14 protein-coding genes and 1 riboswitch are annotated in these 21,913 nt (G+C 56.0%); of the genes, 3 read left to right on the top strand and 11 right to left on the bottom strand.

What is annotated here, in order from left to right; genetic code table 11:
- Positions 1-61 precede the first annotated feature (61 nt).
- Entirely contained in the window at positions 62-853 is a 792-nt protein-coding gene (locus E0E37_RS09635) for an SDR family NAD(P)-dependent oxidoreductase (protein ID WP_130862815.1), read from the bottom strand.
- Positions 854-907: 54 nt separating this feature from the next.
- Positions 908-1,597, bottom strand: coding sequence for a deoxyribose-phosphate aldolase (gene deoC, locus E0E37_RS09630; protein ID WP_165445306.1), 690 nt, complete (start codon positions 1,595-1,597; stop codon positions 908-910).
- A gap of 270 nt (positions 1,598-1,867) precedes the next feature.
- On the opposite strand from deoC, the gene E0E37_RS09625 reads away from it, so the two are divergent.
- Positions 1,868-4,024, top strand: coding sequence for a sigma-54-dependent Fis family transcriptional regulator (locus tag E0E37_RS09625; RefSeq protein ID WP_130862813.1), 2,157 nt, complete (start codon positions 1,868-1,870; stop codon positions 4,022-4,024).
- A gap of 188 nt (positions 4,025-4,212) precedes the next feature.
- The gene (locus E0E37_RS09620; RefSeq protein WP_130862812.1) at positions 4,213-5,157 is read left to right on the top strand and encodes an AEC family transporter; all 945 of its coding nucleotides are present in this window, start codon (positions 4,213-4,215) and stop codon (positions 5,155-5,157) included.
- Positions 5,158-5,185: 28 nt separating this feature from the next.
- Here the strand turns inward: E0E37_RS09620 and E0E37_RS09615 are convergent, their stop codons facing one another.
- The 4 genes from E0E37_RS09615 to E0E37_RS09600 all read right to left on the bottom strand — a co-directional run bounded on the left by E0E37_RS09615 (position 5,186) and on the right by E0E37_RS09600 (position 13,605).
- Positions 5,186-6,985, bottom strand: a complete 1,800-nt coding sequence (locus E0E37_RS09615) for an AMP-dependent synthetase/ligase (protein ID WP_246019678.1) — start codon at positions 6,983-6,985, stop codon at positions 5,186-5,188.
- Positions 6,986-7,188: 203 nt separating this feature from the next.
- Complete coding sequence (locus E0E37_RS09610; protein ID WP_130862811.1) at positions 7,189-8,904, bottom strand: AMP-dependent synthetase/ligase; 1,716 nt, start codon at positions 8,902-8,904, stop codon at positions 7,189-7,191.
- A gap of 365 nt (positions 8,905-9,269) precedes the next feature.
- Complete coding sequence (locus E0E37_RS09605) at positions 9,270-10,208, bottom strand: uroporphyrinogen decarboxylase family protein (RefSeq protein WP_165445305.1); 939 nt, start codon at positions 10,206-10,208, stop codon at positions 9,270-9,272.
- Between the two features lie 211 nt (positions 10,209-10,419).
- A complete protein-coding gene (locus tag E0E37_RS09600; protein WP_165445304.1) occupies positions 10,420-13,605 on the bottom strand; it encodes an S-layer homology domain-containing protein in 3,186 nt (1,061 codons plus the stop codon).
- A gap of 257 nt (positions 13,606-13,862) precedes the next feature.
- A riboswitch (cyclic di-GMP riboswitch) is annotated at positions 13,863-13,961 on the bottom strand.
- Between the two features lie 282 nt (positions 13,962-14,243).
- Here E0E37_RS09600 and nhaC point away from each other — a divergent pair.
- Positions 14,244-15,728, top strand: a complete 1,485-nt coding sequence (gene nhaC, locus E0E37_RS09595; RefSeq protein ID WP_130862808.1) for a Na+/H+ antiporter NhaC — start codon at positions 14,244-14,246, stop codon at positions 15,726-15,728.
- A 91-nt stretch (positions 15,729-15,819) separates the two neighbouring features.
- On the opposite strand, the gene E0E37_RS09590 is transcribed toward nhaC, so the two are convergent.
- From E0E37_RS09590 to E0E37_RS09570, 5 genes are all read right to left on the bottom strand, one after another.
- Positions 15,820-17,127: a sodium-dependent transporter gene (locus tag E0E37_RS09590; RefSeq protein ID WP_130862807.1), complete on the bottom strand. Its 1,308-nt coding sequence runs from the start codon at positions 17,125-17,127 to the stop codon at positions 15,820-15,822.
- A 159-nt stretch (positions 17,128-17,286) separates the two neighbouring features.
- Positions 17,287-17,928, bottom strand: coding sequence for a corrinoid protein (locus tag E0E37_RS09585; protein ID WP_130862806.1), 642 nt, complete (start codon positions 17,926-17,928; stop codon positions 17,287-17,289).
- Positions 17,929-17,965: 37 nt separating this feature from the next.
- Positions 17,966-19,456, bottom strand: a complete 1,491-nt coding sequence (locus tag E0E37_RS09580) for a trimethylamine methyltransferase family protein (RefSeq protein ID WP_281275525.1) — start codon at positions 19,454-19,456, stop codon at positions 17,966-17,968.
- A gap of 277 nt (positions 19,457-19,733) precedes the next feature.
- Positions 19,734-20,849 carry an ArsR/SmtB family transcription factor gene (locus E0E37_RS09575; protein ID WP_130862804.1) on the bottom strand — a complete coding sequence of 372 codons (1,116 nt, stop codon included), beginning with the start codon at positions 20,847-20,849 and terminating at the stop codon, positions 19,734-19,736.
- 136 nt (positions 20,850-20,985) lie between these two features.
- The gene (locus tag E0E37_RS09570; RefSeq protein WP_130862803.1) at positions 20,986-21,903 is read right to left on the bottom strand and encodes an ABC transporter permease; all 918 of its coding nucleotides are present in this window, start codon (positions 21,901-21,903) and stop codon (positions 20,986-20,988) included.
- Positions 21,904-21,913 lie beyond the last annotated feature (10 nt).

Here is a 21,913-nt window from a genome sequence, read left to right as displayed (position 1 = left end):
TCTTTATGCTGTGCCGGCCGGACGGAGCCGTGGTGCTGCGCCGGCCGGAAACGATCTTCGTCTAGAGTTCTCCCTCGTAGGTCCAGCTCCACTGCGGATTCTGCGCGCCGAACTTGGCGCCGTCCACCCGTATATCCACGCCGTTGATGTAGTTGGAAGCGTCGGAAGCCAGAAACAGATAAGCCGCCACCATGTCGTCTGTGGTGGCGAAACGCCGCACCGGGATCGCCGCCACCAGGCGGTCGAAGTCCGTGCCGATCTCCTTTTCATTGATGGGCGTCAGCGTATAGCCCGGCGAGACGGAGACGACCCGGATATTGAATTTTCCAAGCTCCACGGCGAACACCCGGGTAATGCTGCCGATGGCCGCCTTGGTGGCGCAGTATATGGCCTTCTCTGCAGAGGGCATGTGTTCGTTAAAGGATGAGGTATTGATGATCACGCCTCCCTTTTTCTGACTTTTCATAATGTCGGAAGCCACGGCCGCGCCGTACCAGTAGGACTTGAAATTGATATCCACCACTTTCTGAAAATCCTCTTCTGAAAGCTTGTTGAACGGCGACATCACATTGATCCCGGCATTGTTGACCCACACGTCCACTGTGCCGTAGGCTTTCACCGCGGCCTCTGCGAATTTTCGGATCTCCGGCACCATGGCGATATCAGCGCGGACAGCCGTCAGCGGCAGCCCCTGTTCCCGCGCCCACTTGTTGATCTCGTCGATCTTGACCTGGTTCCGGCCGCACACGGCCACCTTCGCGCCCTGCTCCACGAACGCATGGGCCAGCGCTTCGCCGATCCCCGAAGTTCCCCCGGTGATCGCCACAACTTTGTCTTTCAAATCATAATTCATTTTTCAGGCTCCTTTCCAAAACGCCGGCACTCGAAACTCGAACCGCCGTCAGGCTTATCCGCAGTACTTCTGGATATATTCTTCCATGATCCGCGACGCGGTGATCGTTCCGATCCTCTCCGCTCCCGCCGCCACCATCTTTTCCACGATCTCAAGATTGTGAACGCCGCCGGACGCCTTTACTTTGATCTGCGGCAGCGCCTCTCTCCGCATGGTCTCCACCGCCTCCACCGTGGCCGGTCCATGGGTGCCCGTGTTTGTCTTGATAAAATCCGGGCCGCATGTGTTGGCGATCTTGCAGAGCGTAGTGATCTCATCCGCATTGAGATAGCAGGTCTCAAAGATGAGCTTGACGATCTTCTTTTCCTGCCGGCAGAGATCCACGATGGCCCTGCTCTCTTTTTCGATATAATCAAATTCGTGATCCAGTATCTTCGAGATATTCAGCACGAAGTCGATATCTGTCGCTCCATCCTTAAATGCGTTGTACGCCTCCGCCAGTTTGGTGTCCAGGGAGCAGATCCCCAGAGGAAACGAGGTAGCGCAGGTCAGATTGATGTCATGGCCGGAAAGCAGCTGCGCGCATTCCCGGATGGCAAAGCCGTTTACAGCCACACAGGCGAAGCCGTATTTGATAGATTCCTCGCAGAGCGTGAGATATTCCTGATGACGGCTGGTGTCCAGAAGCAGCGACTGATCGAACAATTTGGCGAAAGCCTTGGGGTCATTTGTGATCTGAAACATAGCATTCTCTCCTTTTTTCATCCCTTTGCCGCGCGCGCCGGCTTCGGGTATACACAGGTGATTTATCGTACTGCCCTCTATATAGAGCAATAACCATGCCAACGGCACAAAGGGAGATCTCAGGCAGTTTTCCGTCCGGCTGAGATGGTTTTTGACAAATTGACAGAAAACACATATAATTAGGGCTGACAAAAATGACGCCGCTGTCATTTTTGTCACGGTCCGCCCATTGGGTTCGATCCAATTCACACAAAACCGGGAGGTGAATGCATGCTATTCGATACTACAGAAGAATATCAGGAGCGTCTGAAGCTGGCATGGCTGAAATTTGTCCGCGACGAGCCCTTTGACTATTCCTTCATCCGCCCGGAGATCCTGGAATCCTGGCGCGTATCACGCTACTACCGCGTGGCCCCCTACGATCTGACCAACGAGCGCCTGACTGCCGCAGAGATGGAACCGATCCTGAAACGGCACAGGGATCTCATCCAGATCGCCCGGCCGGAAATGGAACGGCTCTACTCCATCATCCGGGGCTCCAACGCATACATCCTGCTCACCGATAACCAGGGCATCATGCTGGATTCTGTGGGTGACAAAAAAAACCTTGTGCTCAGCGGACCTTATACCCGTCTGATCCGGGGCTCCAGCTGGAATGTAGAGGACGCGGGGACCAATTCCATCTCCCTGTGCCTGGCCACGAAGAAGCCCTGTCAGGTCTACGGCAACGAACATTACAAATATCATTATAAATCTCACACCTGCTCCGGCGCCCCCATATTCAGCATCGAAGGCGGCCTCGTGGGCACCATCAACATCAGCGCCCTGAAAGATGAGGTAAACATTCACACCCTGGGCGCCATGGTCACTTCCGCTCAGACCATCGAGCACGCTCTGAAACTGCGCTCAGCCGTCCGCGAACTGACCAGAATACAGAACGCCTCCGCTCCGTCCTTTTCCTTTCTCGGTCCCACCGGTCTGATCCTGCTGAACCATGAAAACCGGATCATGTACATCAACCCCGGCGCGCTGAAAATGCTTGATCTGAAGGAGCAGGAGGCCGTGGGCCAGCCTCTTTTCCAGTTCATGCGCATCGAAAGCAATGCCAATTCAAATACAAAGGCCTTCCTCCACTTCAGCAACAACCTGTACGACCTGCCCGCCAATATTATGCTGACGAAATCTCCGGAGCGTCCTCTCCAGCGAAATGTGTCCATCCACCGGATCGACAATCTGGACGGGAGGAACTACGTCACGGTACTGACTCTTTCGCCTCCCTCCGCCGGCGGCGGGAACAGCCCGGCGGTGTCAGCCGTCTCTTCCGCCCCGAAGGAGGCTCCAACAGAATTTCGCACCACGTACAAATTTTCCTCCATCGTGGGCTCCTCGCCCGCCATGCTGCAGACCGTATCGGAAGCCCGCCAGCTGGCGCAGAATTATTCCAACGTACTGATCACCGGGGAAAGCGGCACGGGAAAGGAGCTCTTCGCTCAGGCCATCCACAGCGCCGGAGGCCGAAAGGATCGGCCCTTCGTGGCGATCAACTGCGGAGCCATCCCCCGCTCTCTGGTGGAGAGCGAGCTGTTCGGCTACGAGCAGGGCGCCTTCACCGGCGGAAAAAAAGGCGGCGCTCCCGGAAAATTTGAACTGGCCAACGGCGGCACTCTCTTTCTTGACGAGATCGGCGAAATGCCGCCGGACACGCAGGTCACTCTGCTGCGGATCCTGGAGGATCGCCGGGTGATGCGCCTGGGCGGGACGAAGTACATCCCCCTGGATGTGCGCATCATCGCCGCCACCAACCGCAATCTGGCCCAGGCTATCCGCGAGAAGACATTCCGCGAGGACCTGTATTACCGTCTGAATGTGCTCACCATCCGCATTCCCCCTCTCCGGGAGCGCAGAACGGATATTATCGATCTGGTGCACTTCTACGTAAACCAGTTCAGTCCCGGTGAAGATCCCGTCATCGGCGACAAAGTGTACGAAGCTCTCATGAGCTATTCCTGGCCGGGCAATGTGCGGGAGCTGGGAAACGTCATTCAGCGGGCCCTGTTGATCCGGGAAGGAAGCGCCATCGAGATGGAACATCTGCCGGCAGACATCCGTGCCGCACTGCGGGGAAACGGGCCCGCCGCGGTCTCCTCCTTCCGGCGGGAGTCCGTTCCCGGGGACTGCACGGCCGGAACCATCACCCTGGACGATGCCGGTCTGGAAGGAGATCGGGCGCCGGCCGCCCATGAAAGCCTGCGGACAGCGGGCTCAGACGCGGACACAGAAATATCGCTCCGGTCCCTGTACATCTCCGCTCTCAAGGCGACCCGCGGCAACGTCCAGGCCGCCGCGGCAGACCTGAAAATGAACCCGCGCACATTTTACAGACGGCTGAGCAAATACGATATCAATCCCAAAGCCTTTAAGAAATAACGGCGGCAAGGCCGGCAGCAGCCGGGGCGGCAGGCAGGACCAGTTTCGGACGTGATCCTCTGCGGCAGACAAGGCCGGCCGAAACAAGTCCGAAGCACACAAAAAGGGAGCGCCGCAGCTTTCTATTCCGCAGTGCTCCCTTTCATTTTCCCTTTGTAATACTTCCCTGTAACCGGAGGATTTTTTATATGAACAACTTGATTTTCTGTCTGAACGCCACGATTCCCATCTTCCTCACAATGCTTCTGGGCGTGTTCTTTCGGTACGCGGGGCTTTTTGACCAGTCCTTTGTCAACAAGATGAATCGCTTCGTCTTTACGGCGGCGATCCCCGCTCTTCTGTTTCACGATCTGTCCGGAGTCCCTTTCCGTCAGGTGTGGGACAGCCGTTTCGTGCTGTTCTGCTTTCTCACCACCGCCGTGTGCATCGCCATATGCTGCGGTCTGTCCTTCTTCGTGGCCGATCGGTCCATCCGCGGAGAGTTTGCCCAGGCCGGCTATCGCAGCAGCGCCACCATACTGGGTATCTCCCTGATCCAGAATCTCTACGGCAACGCGGGGATGGCCCCCCTGATGATCGTCAGTTCCGTGCCGCTGTACAATGCGGCCGCCGTGCTCATTCTGGAGCTGATGGGCCCCGATCGCAAAAGACCGGATCGGGAAACTTTGAACAAGACGCTGAAAAATCTGATGACGAACCCCATCATACTGGGCATTGGGGCGGGCATCCTCTGGTCCCTTTCGGGGCTCTCCCAGCCCAGGATCATGGAACTGACTGTGCAAAATCTGGCCGCCACGGCCACGCCTCTTGGGCTTATGGTCATGGGCGCCTCTTTTGACGCCGGAAAAACGCTGAAAAAATGGAGACCGGTCCTGGCCGCCAGCGCCCTGAAGCTGGCGGGCTTCACCGCAGTCTTTCTGCCTCTGGCCGTCCGCATGGGCTTTCACGACGACAAGCTGGTGGCGATCCTGGTCATGTTGGGCTCCTCCACCACCGTCAGCTGTTTTGTCATGGCCCGCGGCATGGGGCACGATGGAACGGTGACCGCCGGTGCCATCATGCTCACCACCTTCTTCAGCGCCTTCACGCTGACTGTCTGGCTCTTTATTCTGCGCAGCATGGGGTTGATCTGACCGGTCAGTTTTCTCCTCTGGTCTCCGATCACTGATCACTCATGGTCCTGTTTTCCTCTGCAAACCGCTTGATCTTTTTGGCGGTGTTTTTTTCGAATTCTTTTTCCCGGATGTCGAGCTTCTTGACGCGCTTGAAATAAGGCAGCCCCTGGTTCATGCGGTCGATCTCTTTCCAGAGCAGTTCCAGCGCCTGCTCCTTCGTGTACCCGGCGCCCAGCGCCTCCTCCACCGCCTCCCCATCGCATTTGACCGCGGCGAAGATCAGAATATCGTCCGATTCGCTGCCTTCCGCTCCCCATACCATGGATTCTTCCACATAGGGGATCTGCCCCAGGTAGTATTCGATCTCCTCCGGAAATACATTCTTTCCGTTTTTCGTGATGATCACGTTCTTTTTCCGACCCGTGATGTGGATAAAACCATCGCCGTCTACATAGCCCAGATCTCCGGTAAAGAACCAGCCGTCCTCGCTCATCACCTCTGCGGTGGCCTCAGGATTCCCGTAGTAGCCCAGCATCACGTTGGGACCCTTGATACAGATCTCCCCGATCCCATCCTCGCCCGGCTGCGCAATGCGGCACTCCATGTAGGGCGGCATTGCTCCCGCGGCGTCCTGCTTGGGATCCACGTCAGGATTCAGCGCCGCGATGGGTCCGCATTCCGTCAGTCCGTAGCCCTGCAGACAGATGATGCCGAAGGAAGCGATGCTGTCCAGCACCGCAGGATCGATGGCCGCCCCGCCGCAGATCATCAGGCGCATGCGTCCGCCAAACACGTTCGTCACCTGAGACAGCAGCTTCGGCACCAGATCGAGACCGATCTTTTTCGTATATTTATTGACCGCCAGCACTCTCCGCAGCAGCTTTTCCTTCCCGCTCTTCTTCGCCTGGGACCAGATCTTCCGGTGCATGCTCTCCATGATCAGCGGCACGCACAGAAATACCGTGGGCTTGGCCTCGCCGAGATTTTTTACGATGTAGCGCAGCCCCTCGCAGTACGCCACCGCCGCGCCCCGAAACAGCGGGCACAGAAAACCGCAGGTACATTCGTACGTGTGATGGATGGGCAGAACGGAAAAGAAAATGTCTTCCTTTTTGATATGGATCATCGTCACCATGGACATAAGGTCTGCGGCAATGTTTTTGTGCGAAAGCATGACTCCCTTGGATATGCCTGTAGTCCCGGAAGTAAACAGCAGGATCCCCATGCCTTCCCGCTCGATCTGCGCGTCCAGAAATTCCCTGTTTCCTCCGTCGATGAGCCGGTTTCCGATCTCGATCAGATTCTGCAGAGAGAGAACGCCGCCCTCCGCCAGATCACCGTCCATATTGACCAGCGCAAAGAGCCGGGTATCCCCGCTGTCCTTCATGCGCCGAAACATGTCCTGATATTTCTTCGAGAAGATCACGCACTCCACCCCGGCCGCGATCACCAGCTGTTTCAGCTCGTTCTCCGGCAGTTCCTTGTCAAGGGGCACCGCGATCCCGACGCCGCATACCACCGCCAGATAGGAGACCGCCCACTCGTAGCGGTTGTCCCCGATCACCGCCACCCGTTTTCCCGAAAGTCCCAGAGACACCAGCGCCGTCCCCAGCGCGTCCGTATCCTCATGAGCCTTCCCGTATGTGACGTCCCGGTAAGGTCCGCCGGGCTTGTCCTTCTTCATAAACGCCGTTCGGCCGGCGTAGAGAGCGGCGCTGGAATCCCACATGTCCTTGATATCTGTGATCGGTCTCACATCTTTGTACCGCACCAGCGGGTCCGTGCTCTCTTCGATCCCCGACACATATTCCACCGCCCAGCGGCGGGCTTCTTCAATTCCCATCATAATCCATTCCCCTTCGTCTCGCTCCGGCCGCGGCGCAGCGCGTCCGTCAGGTCTATCGACGCAAAATTTCAGGGCCGCCTTGGCTGTTCCCTGAAATTCCGCACGCTTTCCCTCTCAAATTACATGTTAAATCTTTACCTTTCCGGCAGCTTTGCCGGACCGCGGAACTTTGCCGGGCCGCGGAGCTTTGCCGGACCGCGTGGCTATTTCGCCGTGTAGCGCTTGATCTTCTGCGTGGTCGTCTTCTCGAACTCCGTGTCGCGGGTGCGGAACCGCTTTACCCGCTTATAGAGCGGCATTTTGTCGTTGGCGGCGTCGATCTCTTCTTTCAGAAGTCTGCGGAGCTCCGCCTCCGGCAGGTTTCCGTGCCGTTCCTCGATGAGTGCGAAATTGGGAAGGATATCCGCCCACACGATCATTTCGCCGGTGTCGGCGTCCTCCTCCCCGCTCACGATCACCTCTTTGATGTAATCGCTCTTCCCCAGATAGAATTCCACTTCCTCCGGAAAAACATTCTTCCCGTTCTTTGTAACGATGACATTTTTCTTTCTTCCCGTAATGTACAGGAAGCCGTCCCGGTCAAAATACCCGTAATCTCCCGTATGCAGCCAGCCGTCGATGAGGACCTTGGCCGTCTCTTCCGGATCGTCATAATAGCCGAGCATGACAGAATCGCCTTTGCAGATGATCTCTCCCACGCCGTTTTCGTCCTTGTCGATGATCCTGACCTGAGTGCCGGGCATGGGCAGCCCCGCCGAGGCCGCCTTGTGGTACCGGTCCATATTCACGGCGATGATGGGCGAGTTTTCCGTCATCCCGTATCCCTGGATCATGGTGATCCCCATGGCGTTGAAGTCTTCCACCACGTTGGGGTCGATGGCCGCCGCTCCGGCGATCATCAGTCTCATATGGCCGCCCAGCGCCTGGTGCACTTCCTTGAACAGCTTTTTCGTAGCCTTGATATTCAGTTTATTCAGCTGTTTGGACACAGCCACCGCAGCGCGCATCTTGTCCGCTTTGCCGCTGGCTTCCGCTTTTTTCCACACTTTCTTGTGCATGGATTCAAAGATCAGCGGCACCCCCAGCATGACGGTAGCCTGCGCTTCCGCCATATTTTTCACGATGTATTTGAGCCCCTCGCAGATCGCCACGGCACACCCCTGGTACATGGCGGTCATAATGTGGCAGGTAAACTCGTAGGTATGGTGCATGGGCAGGACGGACAGGCCCACGCAGTCGTCGCGCACATTCACATATTTGGACATGTTGTAGACGTTGGCGCAGATATTGCGGTGGCAGAGCATGACGCCCTTTGCCAGCCCCGTGGTACCGGAGGTGAAAAGCAGGATCCGCATCTCGTCGGCGTCGATCACCGCGTCCACGAAACCTCTGCGGCCTTCCGCCAGCAGCCGCTTTCCCCTCTCGATCAGCCTGTGCAGGGAAAGGCTGGCCTCCGTGTGCTCCGGAGCGTCCATGCTGATGACGAACTCCACCCCGGACACCTGGCTGAGCGCTTCCTTCACCTTGCGCTCCACCTTGCTGGAAAATACCAGAGCGTCCACCTTTGCCCGTTCCATCAGATTGGCGATCTCCCCGGCGGGAAGTTCCCGGTCCAGCGGTACGATGACCCCGGTTCCGTTGACCGTGGCCAGGTAGGTGATCACCCACTCATAACGGTTTTCACCGATCACCGCCACCCGTTTTCCCGAAAGTCCCAGATCCATCAGCGCCGTCCCCAGTCCGTCCACGTCCGCCTTCGTCTGCCGGTAAGTGATGGCGCGGTATGGGCCGCCCGGCTTATCTTTTACCAGATACGCCCGCTTGTCCGCGTACAGCTCCGCGCAGCTGTCCAGCATATCTTTCAGATCGCGTATCTCCCTGTTTACATATAAATCATTTTTGAACCTGCTGCTGTTCATATTGTCTTCTCTCCGTTCCAGCCGCCCATTCTCCTGTCCGGCGTTTTATCTATTTCAGCTTCTTCAAAGCCCGCAAGCCCGCAGCCCTCCTGCTCCAGAAGGCATGAGCTGCACGTCTGAGCGGAGCGCCCCCCCTGCCGCGCAGCTGCTGCACCACAGAGCAAAGGCAACAGAGCTTCGGGAAAAATTTTCCTTTCAAAAATATGCGCACACCTGCCGACTGACGGTATTTCGCATGTCCTATTTTATCACCGAACCCGGGGAAAGGCAATGATTTTAAGGCGCGCCGCTCCGTTCCGCCCCCGGCGCGAAATGAGTCTCCGCCGCGTCCCGCCCGGAACAGCGCCCGGCCCGGTCCCGGAGCTTTATTCCAAAAACTGCAGATGATACAGCTGCTTCAGCCTGCCTGTTTTTAAAAGCTGCGTGAAGCAGGCGCCGCCCAGGATCCGGCGCTGTCCGTGGGCCGCTCTCCGAAAGCTCTCCGCCGCCGACGCATCTTCGGATACATCGAATTCTTCCCAGAGGGCCCGCTGTCCGCCGCAAGTCCCTTCACCCTGCTCAACCTCCAGCCCGTGGGCCGTCTTTGGGCAGAGGAACAATACGGTCTCCGTCTGCCGGACCGCCGGCCGGGGTCCGCTGAGAAGAACGCCGGCGTCGCGCAGGAAGGGCAGCGTAAACTGGCCGGCCAGTTTTGCCGCCATCTTTGGACCTACGATGTCCGCGGCCCCCATGGCGTCCGCGTAGCTCACCACGGCAAACCCGGCCTCCGCCGCCTCCGCCAGATACCGCAGCAGATTACCTCTTATCTTGGCGAACACCTGCTCCTGTTCTTCGGGCCTGCCCGTCATGAGGAAACCGAAAACGTCCGACGTCTCCATCAACACGTTAAGTATGGTCAGCGGTCCGTTCATATTCAGCACCGCTTTCTCCCCCTGCTCCCTCAGGATCCGGCCGGCTTCCAGCACTTCCCGGACCCGCCCCGCGGAAAAATCCATATCGGGCAGCCCCAGCACATCCTCAGCGGTCTTGCAGATCCGCCGGTTCGCAGGCCGGGGAAAACTTCCGGCATCCCCGTAGTTCACCTGACCTCCGAAAGCTTCTCCCTCAACGGTATGGCAGAATGGCAGCACGCAGAAGCTCTCGTGCTCCCATTCCTTTATGGCCGCCGACAGCCGGGCCATGGCTCTCCCGTCCCGATATGCCTGCGGAAACTCCATACGAGCCCCCGCCCGCAGCTGTTCCGCCAGTTCTCCGTTCACACCGGACCTGTCGTTGTGCGAACACTGATATGACTTGAATTTCAATTTACGCTCCTTTCCTGGCGGCCGGACCGACGCCCTTCCGCCCGGCCCCATTCTCATTTTATTATTCTACCATCGTCCGGACTGCGGCGCCACAGTAAAACAACAGAACCAGAGGCCCCCCTCCCTTTTTCAGAGATTTTTCACAAAAAAAGCGGAGCGCACACTGCAACATGGGCGCTCCGCCGTCGATCACGTCAATTGATCAACGCTGTTATCTCGTCAGTCTCGTCAGATCATTTTTCAGAATGGCCGCTGTTTCCGCTCTCGTAGCAGGGCCCTTCGGGTCCAGGATCTTCCCTCCCTTACCGGACAGGATCCCCTGATCCACGGCCCAGCTCAGCGCTTTTCGCGCCCATTCCGACGAATCGGACCAGTCGCTGAATTCCCCCTCGGCAGATTTTACCATCGCCTCCCCGGAACTTTTGATCTGGTCCGCGGCGCAAAGCATGACCGCCAGTTCTTCTCTGGTCACGGGCTGATCAGGCTTAAACGCCCGCGTCTCAGACTGCTGCCCGTCGGGATAGCCCTGCGCGATCCCTGCCTGAGCCGCCCAGTTTACCGCCGTCCGGTACCATGCATCCTCTGCCACGTCTGTGAACTTCACTTCTCCAGCGGCGCCGGGATCACCTGCCGCATGGCAGAGCACGGTGACCAGCATGGCCCGCGTCATTACAGTCTCAGGGCTGAATGTATCGCGGGACGTTCCTTCAAATAATCCGTGCTCCACAGCGAAGCTCACCGCTTCCTCAGCCCAGTGACCCTTCACATCCCCGAATGGAACGGGGGCGATGTCCCTGATCTCGTATACAGAAAAGTGCGTGGTATGAAAGACCGCTTTCTTTTCCGCGGCGTCGTATGTCACTTCCGTCACCCTGGTCCGGCTCCCATCCTCCGCCACGTAATAGACGATGACCTCCCGGTGGGGCGCCGACTTTTCGTAGGGGACCTCCACTGTAACATCTCCATTCAGATCGGAGACTGTTCCCCGTTCCGTGTGAAGATCCAGCGTACAGACCGCGGCGCCGTCTGCCTGCTCCCCGGTCCGCGGCAGCAGCCGGGCGCTGAACAGCAGCTTCTCGTCTCCGGCCTGGGCCAGCACCGCCAACGCTTCGCTTCCAAACGTCACTTTCACCTGTTCTGCCTGCAGCGCCAGTAAAGCGCCGGCGTCTTTTACGGCGTGCAGCGCCTGAGCGGGCACTTCAGCCGGCCCAGTCTCCGAAATGATCTCAACTTTCGTCTGCGCCTGCGTCCCCGTCTCTTTCGCCAGCGCCTCCGCCTCCTGTGAGACGGCCTTCAGCGCGTCTTCTATTCTTTGCGCCGTCACTTCCGCGGCGCCGGCTTTGATCTGGCCCGTCACCTGACTTTCGGCTGCCTGGCCGTCCGTCTGCGTCACGGTTTTCCTGATGTCGTATCCGTTTCCCCCGGAGCCGCCCGTTCCGCTGCCTGCGTGGGATCCTCCGGAGTGGCCCGAGCCGCTCCCCGTGCCGGGATCCGGCAGGGACGCCGCCGCTTTCAGAACGATACTTCCGCTGGCGGTGTTGTAATTCTTGGAATCCTCCGGCAAAAACGTCCAGGAATAAGCGTGTTCCCCTTCCGCCAGCGACTGTCCCTCATCCCAGCTGATCTTCCCCGGCGTATCGCCCTCTTTGATGCTGAGATCGGGAAGACCCGCCGACAGCAGCAGCGTACCGGCAGGATATACGGGGTTCACCACCGGTTCTCCCTTTCGCATATCCACCACAAAAGAGTGGGACGGCGCAGTATAGAAAAGTTGCGTCTCGCGTTCCGGCGTGACGATATATGCCTGCACGATCACGCTGCAGCTGATGGCGAAGGGAGCTCTCACCCCTCCCACGTCGTAGGCATCCTGATCAAATCCTTTGAGCACATACTCCGTGGGCGTGATCGTATCCCAATACCACCAATAGTAAAACAGCACATTGCCGACGTCCGCCTCGCTGAACAGGGAAGCCAGCGGATGGGACGCCGTGACGTGCAGCAGGCTGGGCGTTCCGTCGTAAGCCTTGTCGATCCCCTCACCGAACGTGATCACCGGGTCTTCCAGGGACAGCACCGGGAACAGGGTATCCCACCGCACCGCGGCGGAGACTGCGACGCCCGTCAGCTCCGACCGGTCCGCAGTCCATTTGAGCTGGTAGCCCTTCGCCGCCCCTGGAAGGGCGGGCAGAGTGAAATCCGGGTCCTCCTGCCATACCAGACCGGCATCCGCCGCAAAATTCAGCGGCCGGTTATACAGCACGTCTCTGGTCTCCAGAACACCGCCTTCCTGATCCTGAAAAACGACCTTCGCAGGATAGGCGCAGAATTTCTGCTGCGAACTGCCGATGGCGCTCCTGTATTTGTCATATCCTTCTTTATCCTGAAAAACAAAGGCGGTGAGCTTTCCCATGTTCTTTATAAAATCAGCGTGATAGACCGTTGTCATGCTGTGGGATGCGTAGATAGTCTGTATCCCCGTCCCTCCAAAAACTGAAATGCCCGCTGAAACCAGTCCCTCCGGCAGCACCACGCTTCCCTCAAGCCCCGCGCAGCCGTTGAAGGCGTTGTCTCCCAGCACTTTCAGCCCTGAGGGAAGCGCCACGGCCGCCGCGGCGTTTTCAGATCCGGCATTGCCTCCCGCGGTCTGGATCTCCGTCAACGCGGCACAGTCCCGAAAGGACGACTTTCCGATCTCCTCAATGCCGTCGTGAAGGATCAGCCCGCTGAAACGCGCTCCTGTGAAAACACTGCCGCCGGCAATGGCGGTCACGTTGTCCGGGATCGTCAGCACGCCGCTGAACCTGCAGTCTTTGAAGGTCTGGGATTCCAGCCGTACAAACGCCGGGTTTTCCGGCAGGCGAAGGGTCCCGTCAAATCCGGCGCCCATAAAGGCAGAGGCCTCGATGCTCTCCACGCTGTCCGGGATGAACAGATCTCCCCCGATCCCCCGCTGATAACAGAACGCGTTTCCTCCAATGGATCGAAGCCCCTCCGGCAGCTTCAGCAGACTGGGCTCCATGGCCCCGTAAAGGCTTCCCCCCATGTTGTAAAACGCATACTTCCCTATGGTCTGCAGCGAGGACGCCCTGGCCAGAGAGATGCTGCGCACCCGCAGCTCCGGATAAGCAGAGTAGGACGCCGGATAAAAAGCGCTGTCCCCGATGGCGGTCACCGGCCGCCCATCGATCTCCGCCGGAATATCCAGATCCATATATCTGTATCCGTCATCCTCCGGCTCGATCCCTTCTATAAACGTCTTCTGAATACCTTCGATCGTTCCGCCTGAAAAAATATATTTTCCGCTTTCCCCATCCCCCGGCTGAGCGCCCCAGGCCGCGCCGGTGCAGAACAGGATGACGGCAAGGCCGCACAGCGCGGCCAATCCATGTCTTTTCATTCTCTTTTCCCCCACACGTAAAAATAAGACTTTTATATTCATGATCTACAATACTGCGGTTTAGAAGCTGCACTCTCCGCCCCCCGCTTGCCGCAGAAAATTTTTCTATCCTCCGGCCAAAATGGCCGAAAAACCCACTTTTATAAATTGCTGTTTCCGGACAATAAAAAAGGTAAAGCAAACAAAACCGCAGAATACCTGCGGAGTGTTCCCTTTACCTATTATATGCTTATCAAAAAAAACGGACGCGAAACTGTCGTTGCAACTGGCTGCCATCATCACGCCCCCCAATCTGCGCTCTCTAAGGCCCTATAGCTTTGCGCCGCCGGGTTTCCCCGGTTTTGCCGGATCGGCGCGTACCGCCGACAGTTTAATTATATTCTGATCTTTTCAATATGCAACAGGTAATTAATTGAAACTCATCCATCCTGTACTTTCAGAATTTCAGCCGCGAATTTTTACAAAAAAGTGGTTTATAATGCCAAAGTCCTCTACATGCGATAAAAAATGAATATTTTCAGATATGTGGTAAATCCGCAAGATAAATTCGGAATATTTGAAAAAAGCTTGAAAGGACAAATCGAACTCGGTATGATAGGAGTGTAGTTATTTTTTTCTATTTTATAGGAGGAGAATCAATGGGAAAAGATTCAACAAGTGCGAAGACTCCACGGCAGCCATATGTTTGGGAAGCCATCGTGTCGTTCGCGGGACTCATCATCATCATGTCCATCGGCATCATTAAATTTCAGGTAGATCCGCACATTCCGATGTTCATCGGAGTTATCATCGCGGCTCTCATGTCTCTGCGTCTGGGTTATAAGTGGTCGGCCATCGAGGAAATGATGATCACCGGTATCTCCAGAGCAATGCAGGCGATCCTCATTCTGAGCATCGTAGGTATGATGGTAGGCGTCTGGCTGCTGTCAGGCACCATCCCCACCATGATCTACTTCGGACTGAAACTGTTATCGCCGTCCATCTTCCTGATCGCATCCGTGCTCATCTGCTCCATTACGTCTCTGGCCACCGGTACTTCCTGGGGCACCATGGGGACCATGGGACTGGCGCTCATGGGTATCGCTCAGGGACTGGGAATGCCCGTCGGCCCCACCGCTGGTGCGATCCTGGCCGGCGCCTACTTCGGCGACAAGCTGTCGCCGCTGTCCGACACCACCAACCTGGCCCCTGCCATGGCTGGTACGGACGTATTCACCCACGTAAAGTACATGATCAAAGCTACGGCTATCGCCTACGCCATCGCGCTGATCTTCTTCGGCATTTACGGCTTCCAGCACGCGTCCAGCAATGATGTGGACACCTCTCAGGTGACCATCCTCATGGACGGACTGAAGAGCACCTTCAACATCAGCCCGATCCTGCTGCTTCCGCCGCTGGTAGTTATCCTGGCCATCGCGCTGAAGATCCCCGCGATCCCCGGAATCACGCTGGGCGTTATCGTGGGAGCGATCCTTGTGCTCTTCCAGGGCAACCTGGCGATCTACGATCCGGACACTCTGGAAGTCTCTCACGTGGGAGCTACCCTGGGAGATATTCTGGTAGTGGCGAGAAACGGCTTTGTGTGCAACACTGAGATCGACGCGCTGAACGATCTGCTTTCCACAGGCGGACTCATGAACATGGCTTCTTCGATCCTGATGACAGTCATCGCCATGATGTTCGGCGGCATCATGGAAGGGACCAAACAGCTGGAAGTTCTCATCGAGCAGATCACCAAGGTTGTAAAGAGCGGCCCGGCGCTGATCGGAGCTACGGAGGTCACTTGTCTCCTCTCCAATATCACCATGCCGGAGCAGTACATCTCCATCCTGGTGCCTGGAAGAATGTATGCTTCCGCTTACAGAAAAGCCGGTATCCATCCCAAGAGCTTATCCAACGCTCTGGAATCCGCCGGTACGGTAACGTCGCCGCTGGTTCCCTGGAACACCTGCGGAATGTACATCGCGGCTACGTTGGGCGTAACTGCCAGCACCTATGCTCCCTGGGCTGTGTTCAACTATGCAATGCCCATCGTGACCTTCCTGCTGGCGTTCGTCGGAGTGACCGTCACAAAGATGACTCCGGAAGAGCAGGCCAAGGCCGACGCTGGAGAACTGGTATAGAATCGTTCGTCTCAGGCTGATCTGAACGAATACGAAACAAATACATAGAAAAGCAGGATATCAATGATATCCTGCTTTTTTTACGGGCGTTTTACAGGAAGTTCCCTGTAAATATAACGATGATCGCAACGGGACAGATATACTTCACTGAATATCCCACCCACATCCGCAGCACTCTGTTTTTCACATTGATCGCATCCAGGAAGCTCTCCACTCCCCATATCCACCCGACGAAGATGTCAATGACGAATCCGCTGATAACCAACAGATAATTGCCTGTTATGATGTCGACTCTATCCAGGAACCCGGGGATCAGTATAGCCAGGCTGCCTATCACCATAGTTGCAAACATTACCACTGTCAGTGCTTTTTTTCTGCTCCAGTCGAGGCGGTTCATGACTTCTGCCACGATGGCCTCCGCGATCCCTATGGCCGTAGACAAAGTGGCGAAGAAAAAGCTGATGTAGAATAACGTGCCGATGACCCGTCCTCCCGCAATATGGTTAAAAACATTGGGCAGCGTGATCATGGACAGGCCGGTTCCCGAATTCGGCTCCAGTCCAAAGGCGAAGACCATGGGGAAGATCATCATTCCCGCCGCCAGCCCTGCGAAAATAATTCCAAAGCAGATGATGGTCGACTGCTTCACAATATTTTCATTCTTATTCTTGATATAACTTCCAAATACCATCGACGCCAGCATGCCGATCCCGATCGCGAAAAATGCCTGACCCACCGCAGAGGTTATGGAGTTGAATGTAAAACCATCGGTATTGGGTCTGAACATAAACTCCACCCCTTTTTCGGCTCCGTCTATGGTCAGCCCCATTACGATGCATATGATCATAATAATTCCTATGGCAGGCAGCATAAATTTGTTTGCTCTCTCAAGGCCCGACTGTACGCCTCTGCTTATGACAGCCACCATACATGCCCAGAAAAAGAGTGCAAAAATGAACATTGTTTTGTAATCGGTATTCAGCGCATGGAAGGACGCTTCTATTTCTGAAGCATCCAGTCCGACAAAGAAACCGGTTGCGGTTCGATAAACATAGGTCAGCACCCATGCATAGACCGGGATAATATAGCTGTTGATCAGGACCGCCACCACCATGTGCAGATAACCGGCGTAATACCACTTCGTGTTGGGCTTCAATGTTTTATAAGCGCCCAGCGCGGTCTTCTGGGTCACGTATCCCATGGATATTTCAGCCGTAAGCAGCGGGATCCCAATGACGACGACCACGATCAAATAAGTGATGATAAACAGCGCGCCTCCGTTTGAGCCGCACATGTATGGAAATCTCCAGAAGCTGCCTTCTCCAATTGCAAATCCGAGGATGGTCAACAAGAATCCCACCATGGATCCAAAGCCTTCTCTCTGTTTGTTATCCGGCATATTTTCTCCCTTCTTCCACTCGAAAGCGGATATCCTTACGTACCTGCATCTTACCCTCTATTCGTCATCTCACTGCATGGAGTCTGTCCGGTTCCGCCTGAACCACTCAGCCGTGGAGCTGCGGAGGACGCCCTCAGGACGTCCTCTCCGGACAGTCTCCTATGCCTTCAATTCTTCCGCCAGCCGCTTTGCCAGCTCCACAGCCGACGAGGCGTCGTAGGAATAGTGGGCGCCGATCTGCTGCGCATATGCGTCTGTGACGGGCGCTCCGCCGATCATGACCTTTACGTGGCCGAACCCTTCTTTTTTCATCCTCTCGATCACCACGGGCATCACCGTCATGGTGGTAGTCAGCATAGCGGACATTCCCAGCATGGTAGCCTCCGTCTCTTTCAGCGCGCCTATGAAGCGATCCGGTTTCACGTCCATACCCAGGTCGATGACTTCGAAGCCCGCGCCCTCCAGCATCATACCGACGATCTTTTTGCCGATGTCGTGAAGGTCCCCCTCCACGGTGCCGATGACGATCCTGCCCTTCTTTTCCGAGACTCCCTGCACCAGAAGGGGCTTCAGCAGACCGTTGCCCGCCTGCATGGCGTTGGCGGACATCAATACCTCCGGCACGAACATATCTCCGTCTCTGAACAGTACGGCCACCTCATTCATAGCCTCGATCAGTCCGTCGTTCAGGATCTCTTCCGCATTCAATCCCTCGTCGATAGCCTCCTGGACCAACTCCACAACGACGTCTTCATCGCCTTCCAGTACAGCTTCCTGCATTTTCTTATACAGTTTACTCATGTCTTTTCCCTCGCTTTCTCCCTGCTCCTTCAAACCTCTACTGCCTTTTTTCCGTCTCCATCTGCCGTTTTCTGTCGGCGTAGATCTCGTCGAAGACCTTCAATGTATGATCGTCCAGCAGCACCGGCGCATCCTTTTCAATGATCTCCACTGCCCTCTCCTTCAGCTTTTCGTTGATGGTCCTCTGTCCGTCTTCCTTCCAGGAGGGGTACTGCTTCCGGTTCAGGAAGTCCGGATAAAAAACTTCTTCTTTAAAATGCTTCACCGTGTGCTTCTGAGAAACGTAGTCGCCTCCATGGCCTACCTTGTGGATAATATCAAGGGCGATGGATTCATCGTCATATTTGATCCCCTGGGTCAATCTCTTCACGAAAGAAATGGTCTCGTCGCAGAGCAGCAGCATCTCAAGGCTGCCGATCAGGCCGATGCCCGTATAACCGTTGTCGTGTACCAGATTGGCCCCCGACAGCGCCGCGCACATGATGCTGTACATGGCTTCCATGCCTGCCTGAGCATCCACCCGGATAGCGTCCGTGCAGCCCGATGTGCCGTAGACCGGAAGTCCGTAGAATTTCCCCAGCTCCGCCATAATGGTATGTACCATGCCCAGTTCCGGTCCGCCGTAAATATTGACTGTGGTCTTCATGTCCATTGCTCCGTATACATAGCCGTAAATGAAGGGCGAACCCTTGCGCTTCAGCTGGTGCATGACCAGACCCGCCAGCCCTTCCGCGTTGCTCTGGACGATACTGCCCGACAGCGTCACCGGCGAGGTCCCTCCGGATACGCCCCCGGCCGCATAGGTGGTCGGGATCCCGTACTCGGCGCAGAGCAGCAGCTTCTGAACGGCCTCCATACTGTTCATCAGCGGCGATACCGGTTCATTGTATAGCAGCAGGGTCGGATTTCTGCGCAGTTCGTCGTAGCCGCCGGCCATTTCAGCCGCCATGTCGATCAACGCCTGCAGATTGCCCTTGTCCGTGGCGGTCACAAGATTGGGTTTCTTACAGTGAGAACGCATCACTTTCAGGCTGACCAGATCGTGAAGTTCCTGAGGCACGTCGTTGGCCAGTCCGTTGTTCGATACAAAAGAAAAATTATCGCAGCTTTCGATCACCCTGGCCACGTTCTCGATATCCTTCAACGTGGTAGGCCGCACCTCGTCGGTGTAGATATCGGTGAAGCTGGGCAGGTCGGTGCCGCTGCCGTAATAAACGTTGTTCCGCTCCAGAAACATCGTCCGTTTTCCCGTCATATCGGCCACGGGGATACGGCTGGGCGCTGTGCGGATCGCTTCTTCTACCATCCAGGCCGGTATCTTCGCCACCATCTGTTCGTCATCTACGTAAGCGCCTCCGTCTTTCAGAAGCTTCAGCGCCTCTTTTTCGTAGATCTTGACGCCTGTTCGTTCCAACACTTCCAGTGTGGCAAAATGCAGACGGCACAGCTGTTCCTCCGTACACATTCTGAATTGAAAGGTCTGATTGTAGTTTTGATTCACTAACATGTCATTTTCCTCCTCATCCATTTCCTTCATTTCGTCCTCAGCCGTACATCAGCGTCAAAACCGCGGCGAAGCCGGGCTTATTTTCAAGTCGCCGATTGTACATTTGACGAATTGATTATATTGTAGCAGTTAAATATTCGTCAGTCAACTACTTATCGAATTAATGTGCGTTTTTTCTGAAAATTCGTGAAAGCCTTGTTCATGAACGTAAAAAAACAGGCGACAGCCATTTTTCAATGGCCTGTCGCCTGCTTTTCACCGTCGCTTTTCCGCTCTCCGCCGTTCCCGCCGCGCTTCTCTAACTCAGATACTCCCCAAGCTGCTGGCAGATCTCCTCGATCCGCTCCTGATTGGCTGCGTAATACACGAATTTTTTGACCTGCTTACATCTCACAAGATCGGCTTTTTTCAGGAGCTTCAGGTGGACCGACACCGTGCTGGGCGCCAGATTCAGGATCTGCGCCAGCCGCTGCGTGGTCAGTCCTTCCTCCCAGATCAGCTTCAGCACCTTCAGCCGGCTTTCATCGCCCAGCACCTTGAGACACTCCAGCATATCCGCCGGCACCGGCGCGGATCTGTCCAGCTCATAGAAGTCAAGATTGTAGTACAGGATCAGTTCATTTCCCCATATATCCAGCATCAGGTGGGGGCCGGTAAACAGTGAGGGAAAGACGTGAACATACCCGATCTCGCTGAGCTCCATCTCATAGTCCACTTCTTTTTTGATCAGGAGCTTCCCATCCTCCACGTGGATCAGTTCGTGCACGCTCATAATATAATCGACCACAGAGCCCTTCCCCGCCGTGACCTTCTGCTTCACCACCGCGTCTGAGATAAAGCTCCGAAGGCTTTCCTCCCAGAAGGCGCCGAAGGCTCTGTCCCAGTATGCGCGGAAGATGTGGAGCAGGCGCTTTCGGTAGCTGTCGATATTGCGCAGAAACATGATCACATTATTGGGACTGATGTAGCGCTCTATCTTCTGCAGTTTTTCTTTCGATATGGCGTCCGGATCCTTCATCCACTCCCGCAGCGTCTCCCGTGACAGCCGAAAAGCTCCTATGCTCAGAAACGCATAGGCGAAATCCTCGTCGCAAAGCTCTTCAACCTTACTGAGATAATATTCAAAATCCCGGCTTTCCTCCACGCAGGAACGCTCCTTCTCACAAGCCACCCGGGTCACGATGTCCATGATAAACAGCCACTGGGCATAATTGGTCGCAAAGTAATTGATCTCAGCCCGGAGTCCTTTGTCCAGGATGCTGTTCATCTTCATGATCCAGCTCTGGCAGGCCTCGTGATGGTCGGGATTGGACAGGACATGCAGGCTGGCCACCAGCTCCACCAGCGGATTGCAGTGAAAACAGATTTCCTGCTCTCTTTTTCTCGATATATTTTCAGCATTCACCAGTAACATAATCGCACTCTTTCATTCAATCATTTTTGATTCGTCAATTATAGAATTTCATCATTCATAATACTCCATTCCCTGCTGAAAGTCAATCAAATCATACCAATTTTCTCTTGCCCGGACCGCGCCTGACCATGTTCCGTCATTCCGTCCGCCATCGTATGGTCTTCTCCCGGATCCAGGATGTGAGCCGGTTCAGGGCGGTGACCACCAACCCCACCACTATGATGCCGGCCACCACGTTTGTATAATTGCCGTAGGTATTGTAATTCACAATATAATATCCCATGCCGCTGGTGGCTCCCATCATCTCCGCAAAGGTCAGCAGCATGACGGCGGTGGTCATGGTCACCTTCAGCCCGCCCACGACGCCCGGCATGGCGTAGGGCAGCAGGATCTCAAAGATCATGGACACGTTGCCCAGCTTCAGGACCCTGGCGGACTCTATGATCCGTCTTTCCATGCCCTCCACTCTGAGGATCGTATTCAGAAAAGCAGGCCAGAAGATCCCCAGAACGATGACCATGGCCGAGGCGCTGCGAAAGCTGGGCATCAGAGCGATAATATACGGCGCGAATACGACGGAGGGGATGGGCGCAAGGACATTGGCGATGGGATAAAACACTTCTCTGAGCCGGGAGATCCAGCCGCAGACCAGTCCCGACACCGTACCCAGCGCCAGCCCTGTCAGCACGCCGAAAAACAGCAGTTCCATTGAGGAACACACCCCTGACAGCAGTACGGGCCATTGCTCCGCGAACACAGCAAAGACATTCTCCGGCGCTGGTACCAGCACCGGATGCATCAGGTCCAGCTTCGTCACCGCGGTCTCCCAGATCAGCAGAAAGGCCCACACGATAGCCAGCAGATCGGAAGCCGACGTCCTGGAACGCGGCCTGCGTATGATCTTTACCAGATAATATCCCTCGATCAGAGCCACGCCGCACAGCAGCGGCCAGGGAGCCTTCACCGCTTTTTCGCCGGGAAGAAATACCGCCGTCAGCAGCGCGGCCAAAAGGATGTGGCTGACGATCATGGATACAGGGACCTTTTTTCTCACAGCGCTCCTC

The organism is Bacilliculturomica massiliensis (assembly GCF_900605495.1).
Classification (GTDB): Bacteria; Bacillota; Clostridia; order Peptostreptococcales; family Anaerovoracaceae; genus Bacilliculturomica; species Bacilliculturomica massiliensis.
Note: the sequence above shows the minus strand (reverse complement) of the source record. Positions and strands in the feature narration are given on the sequence as shown.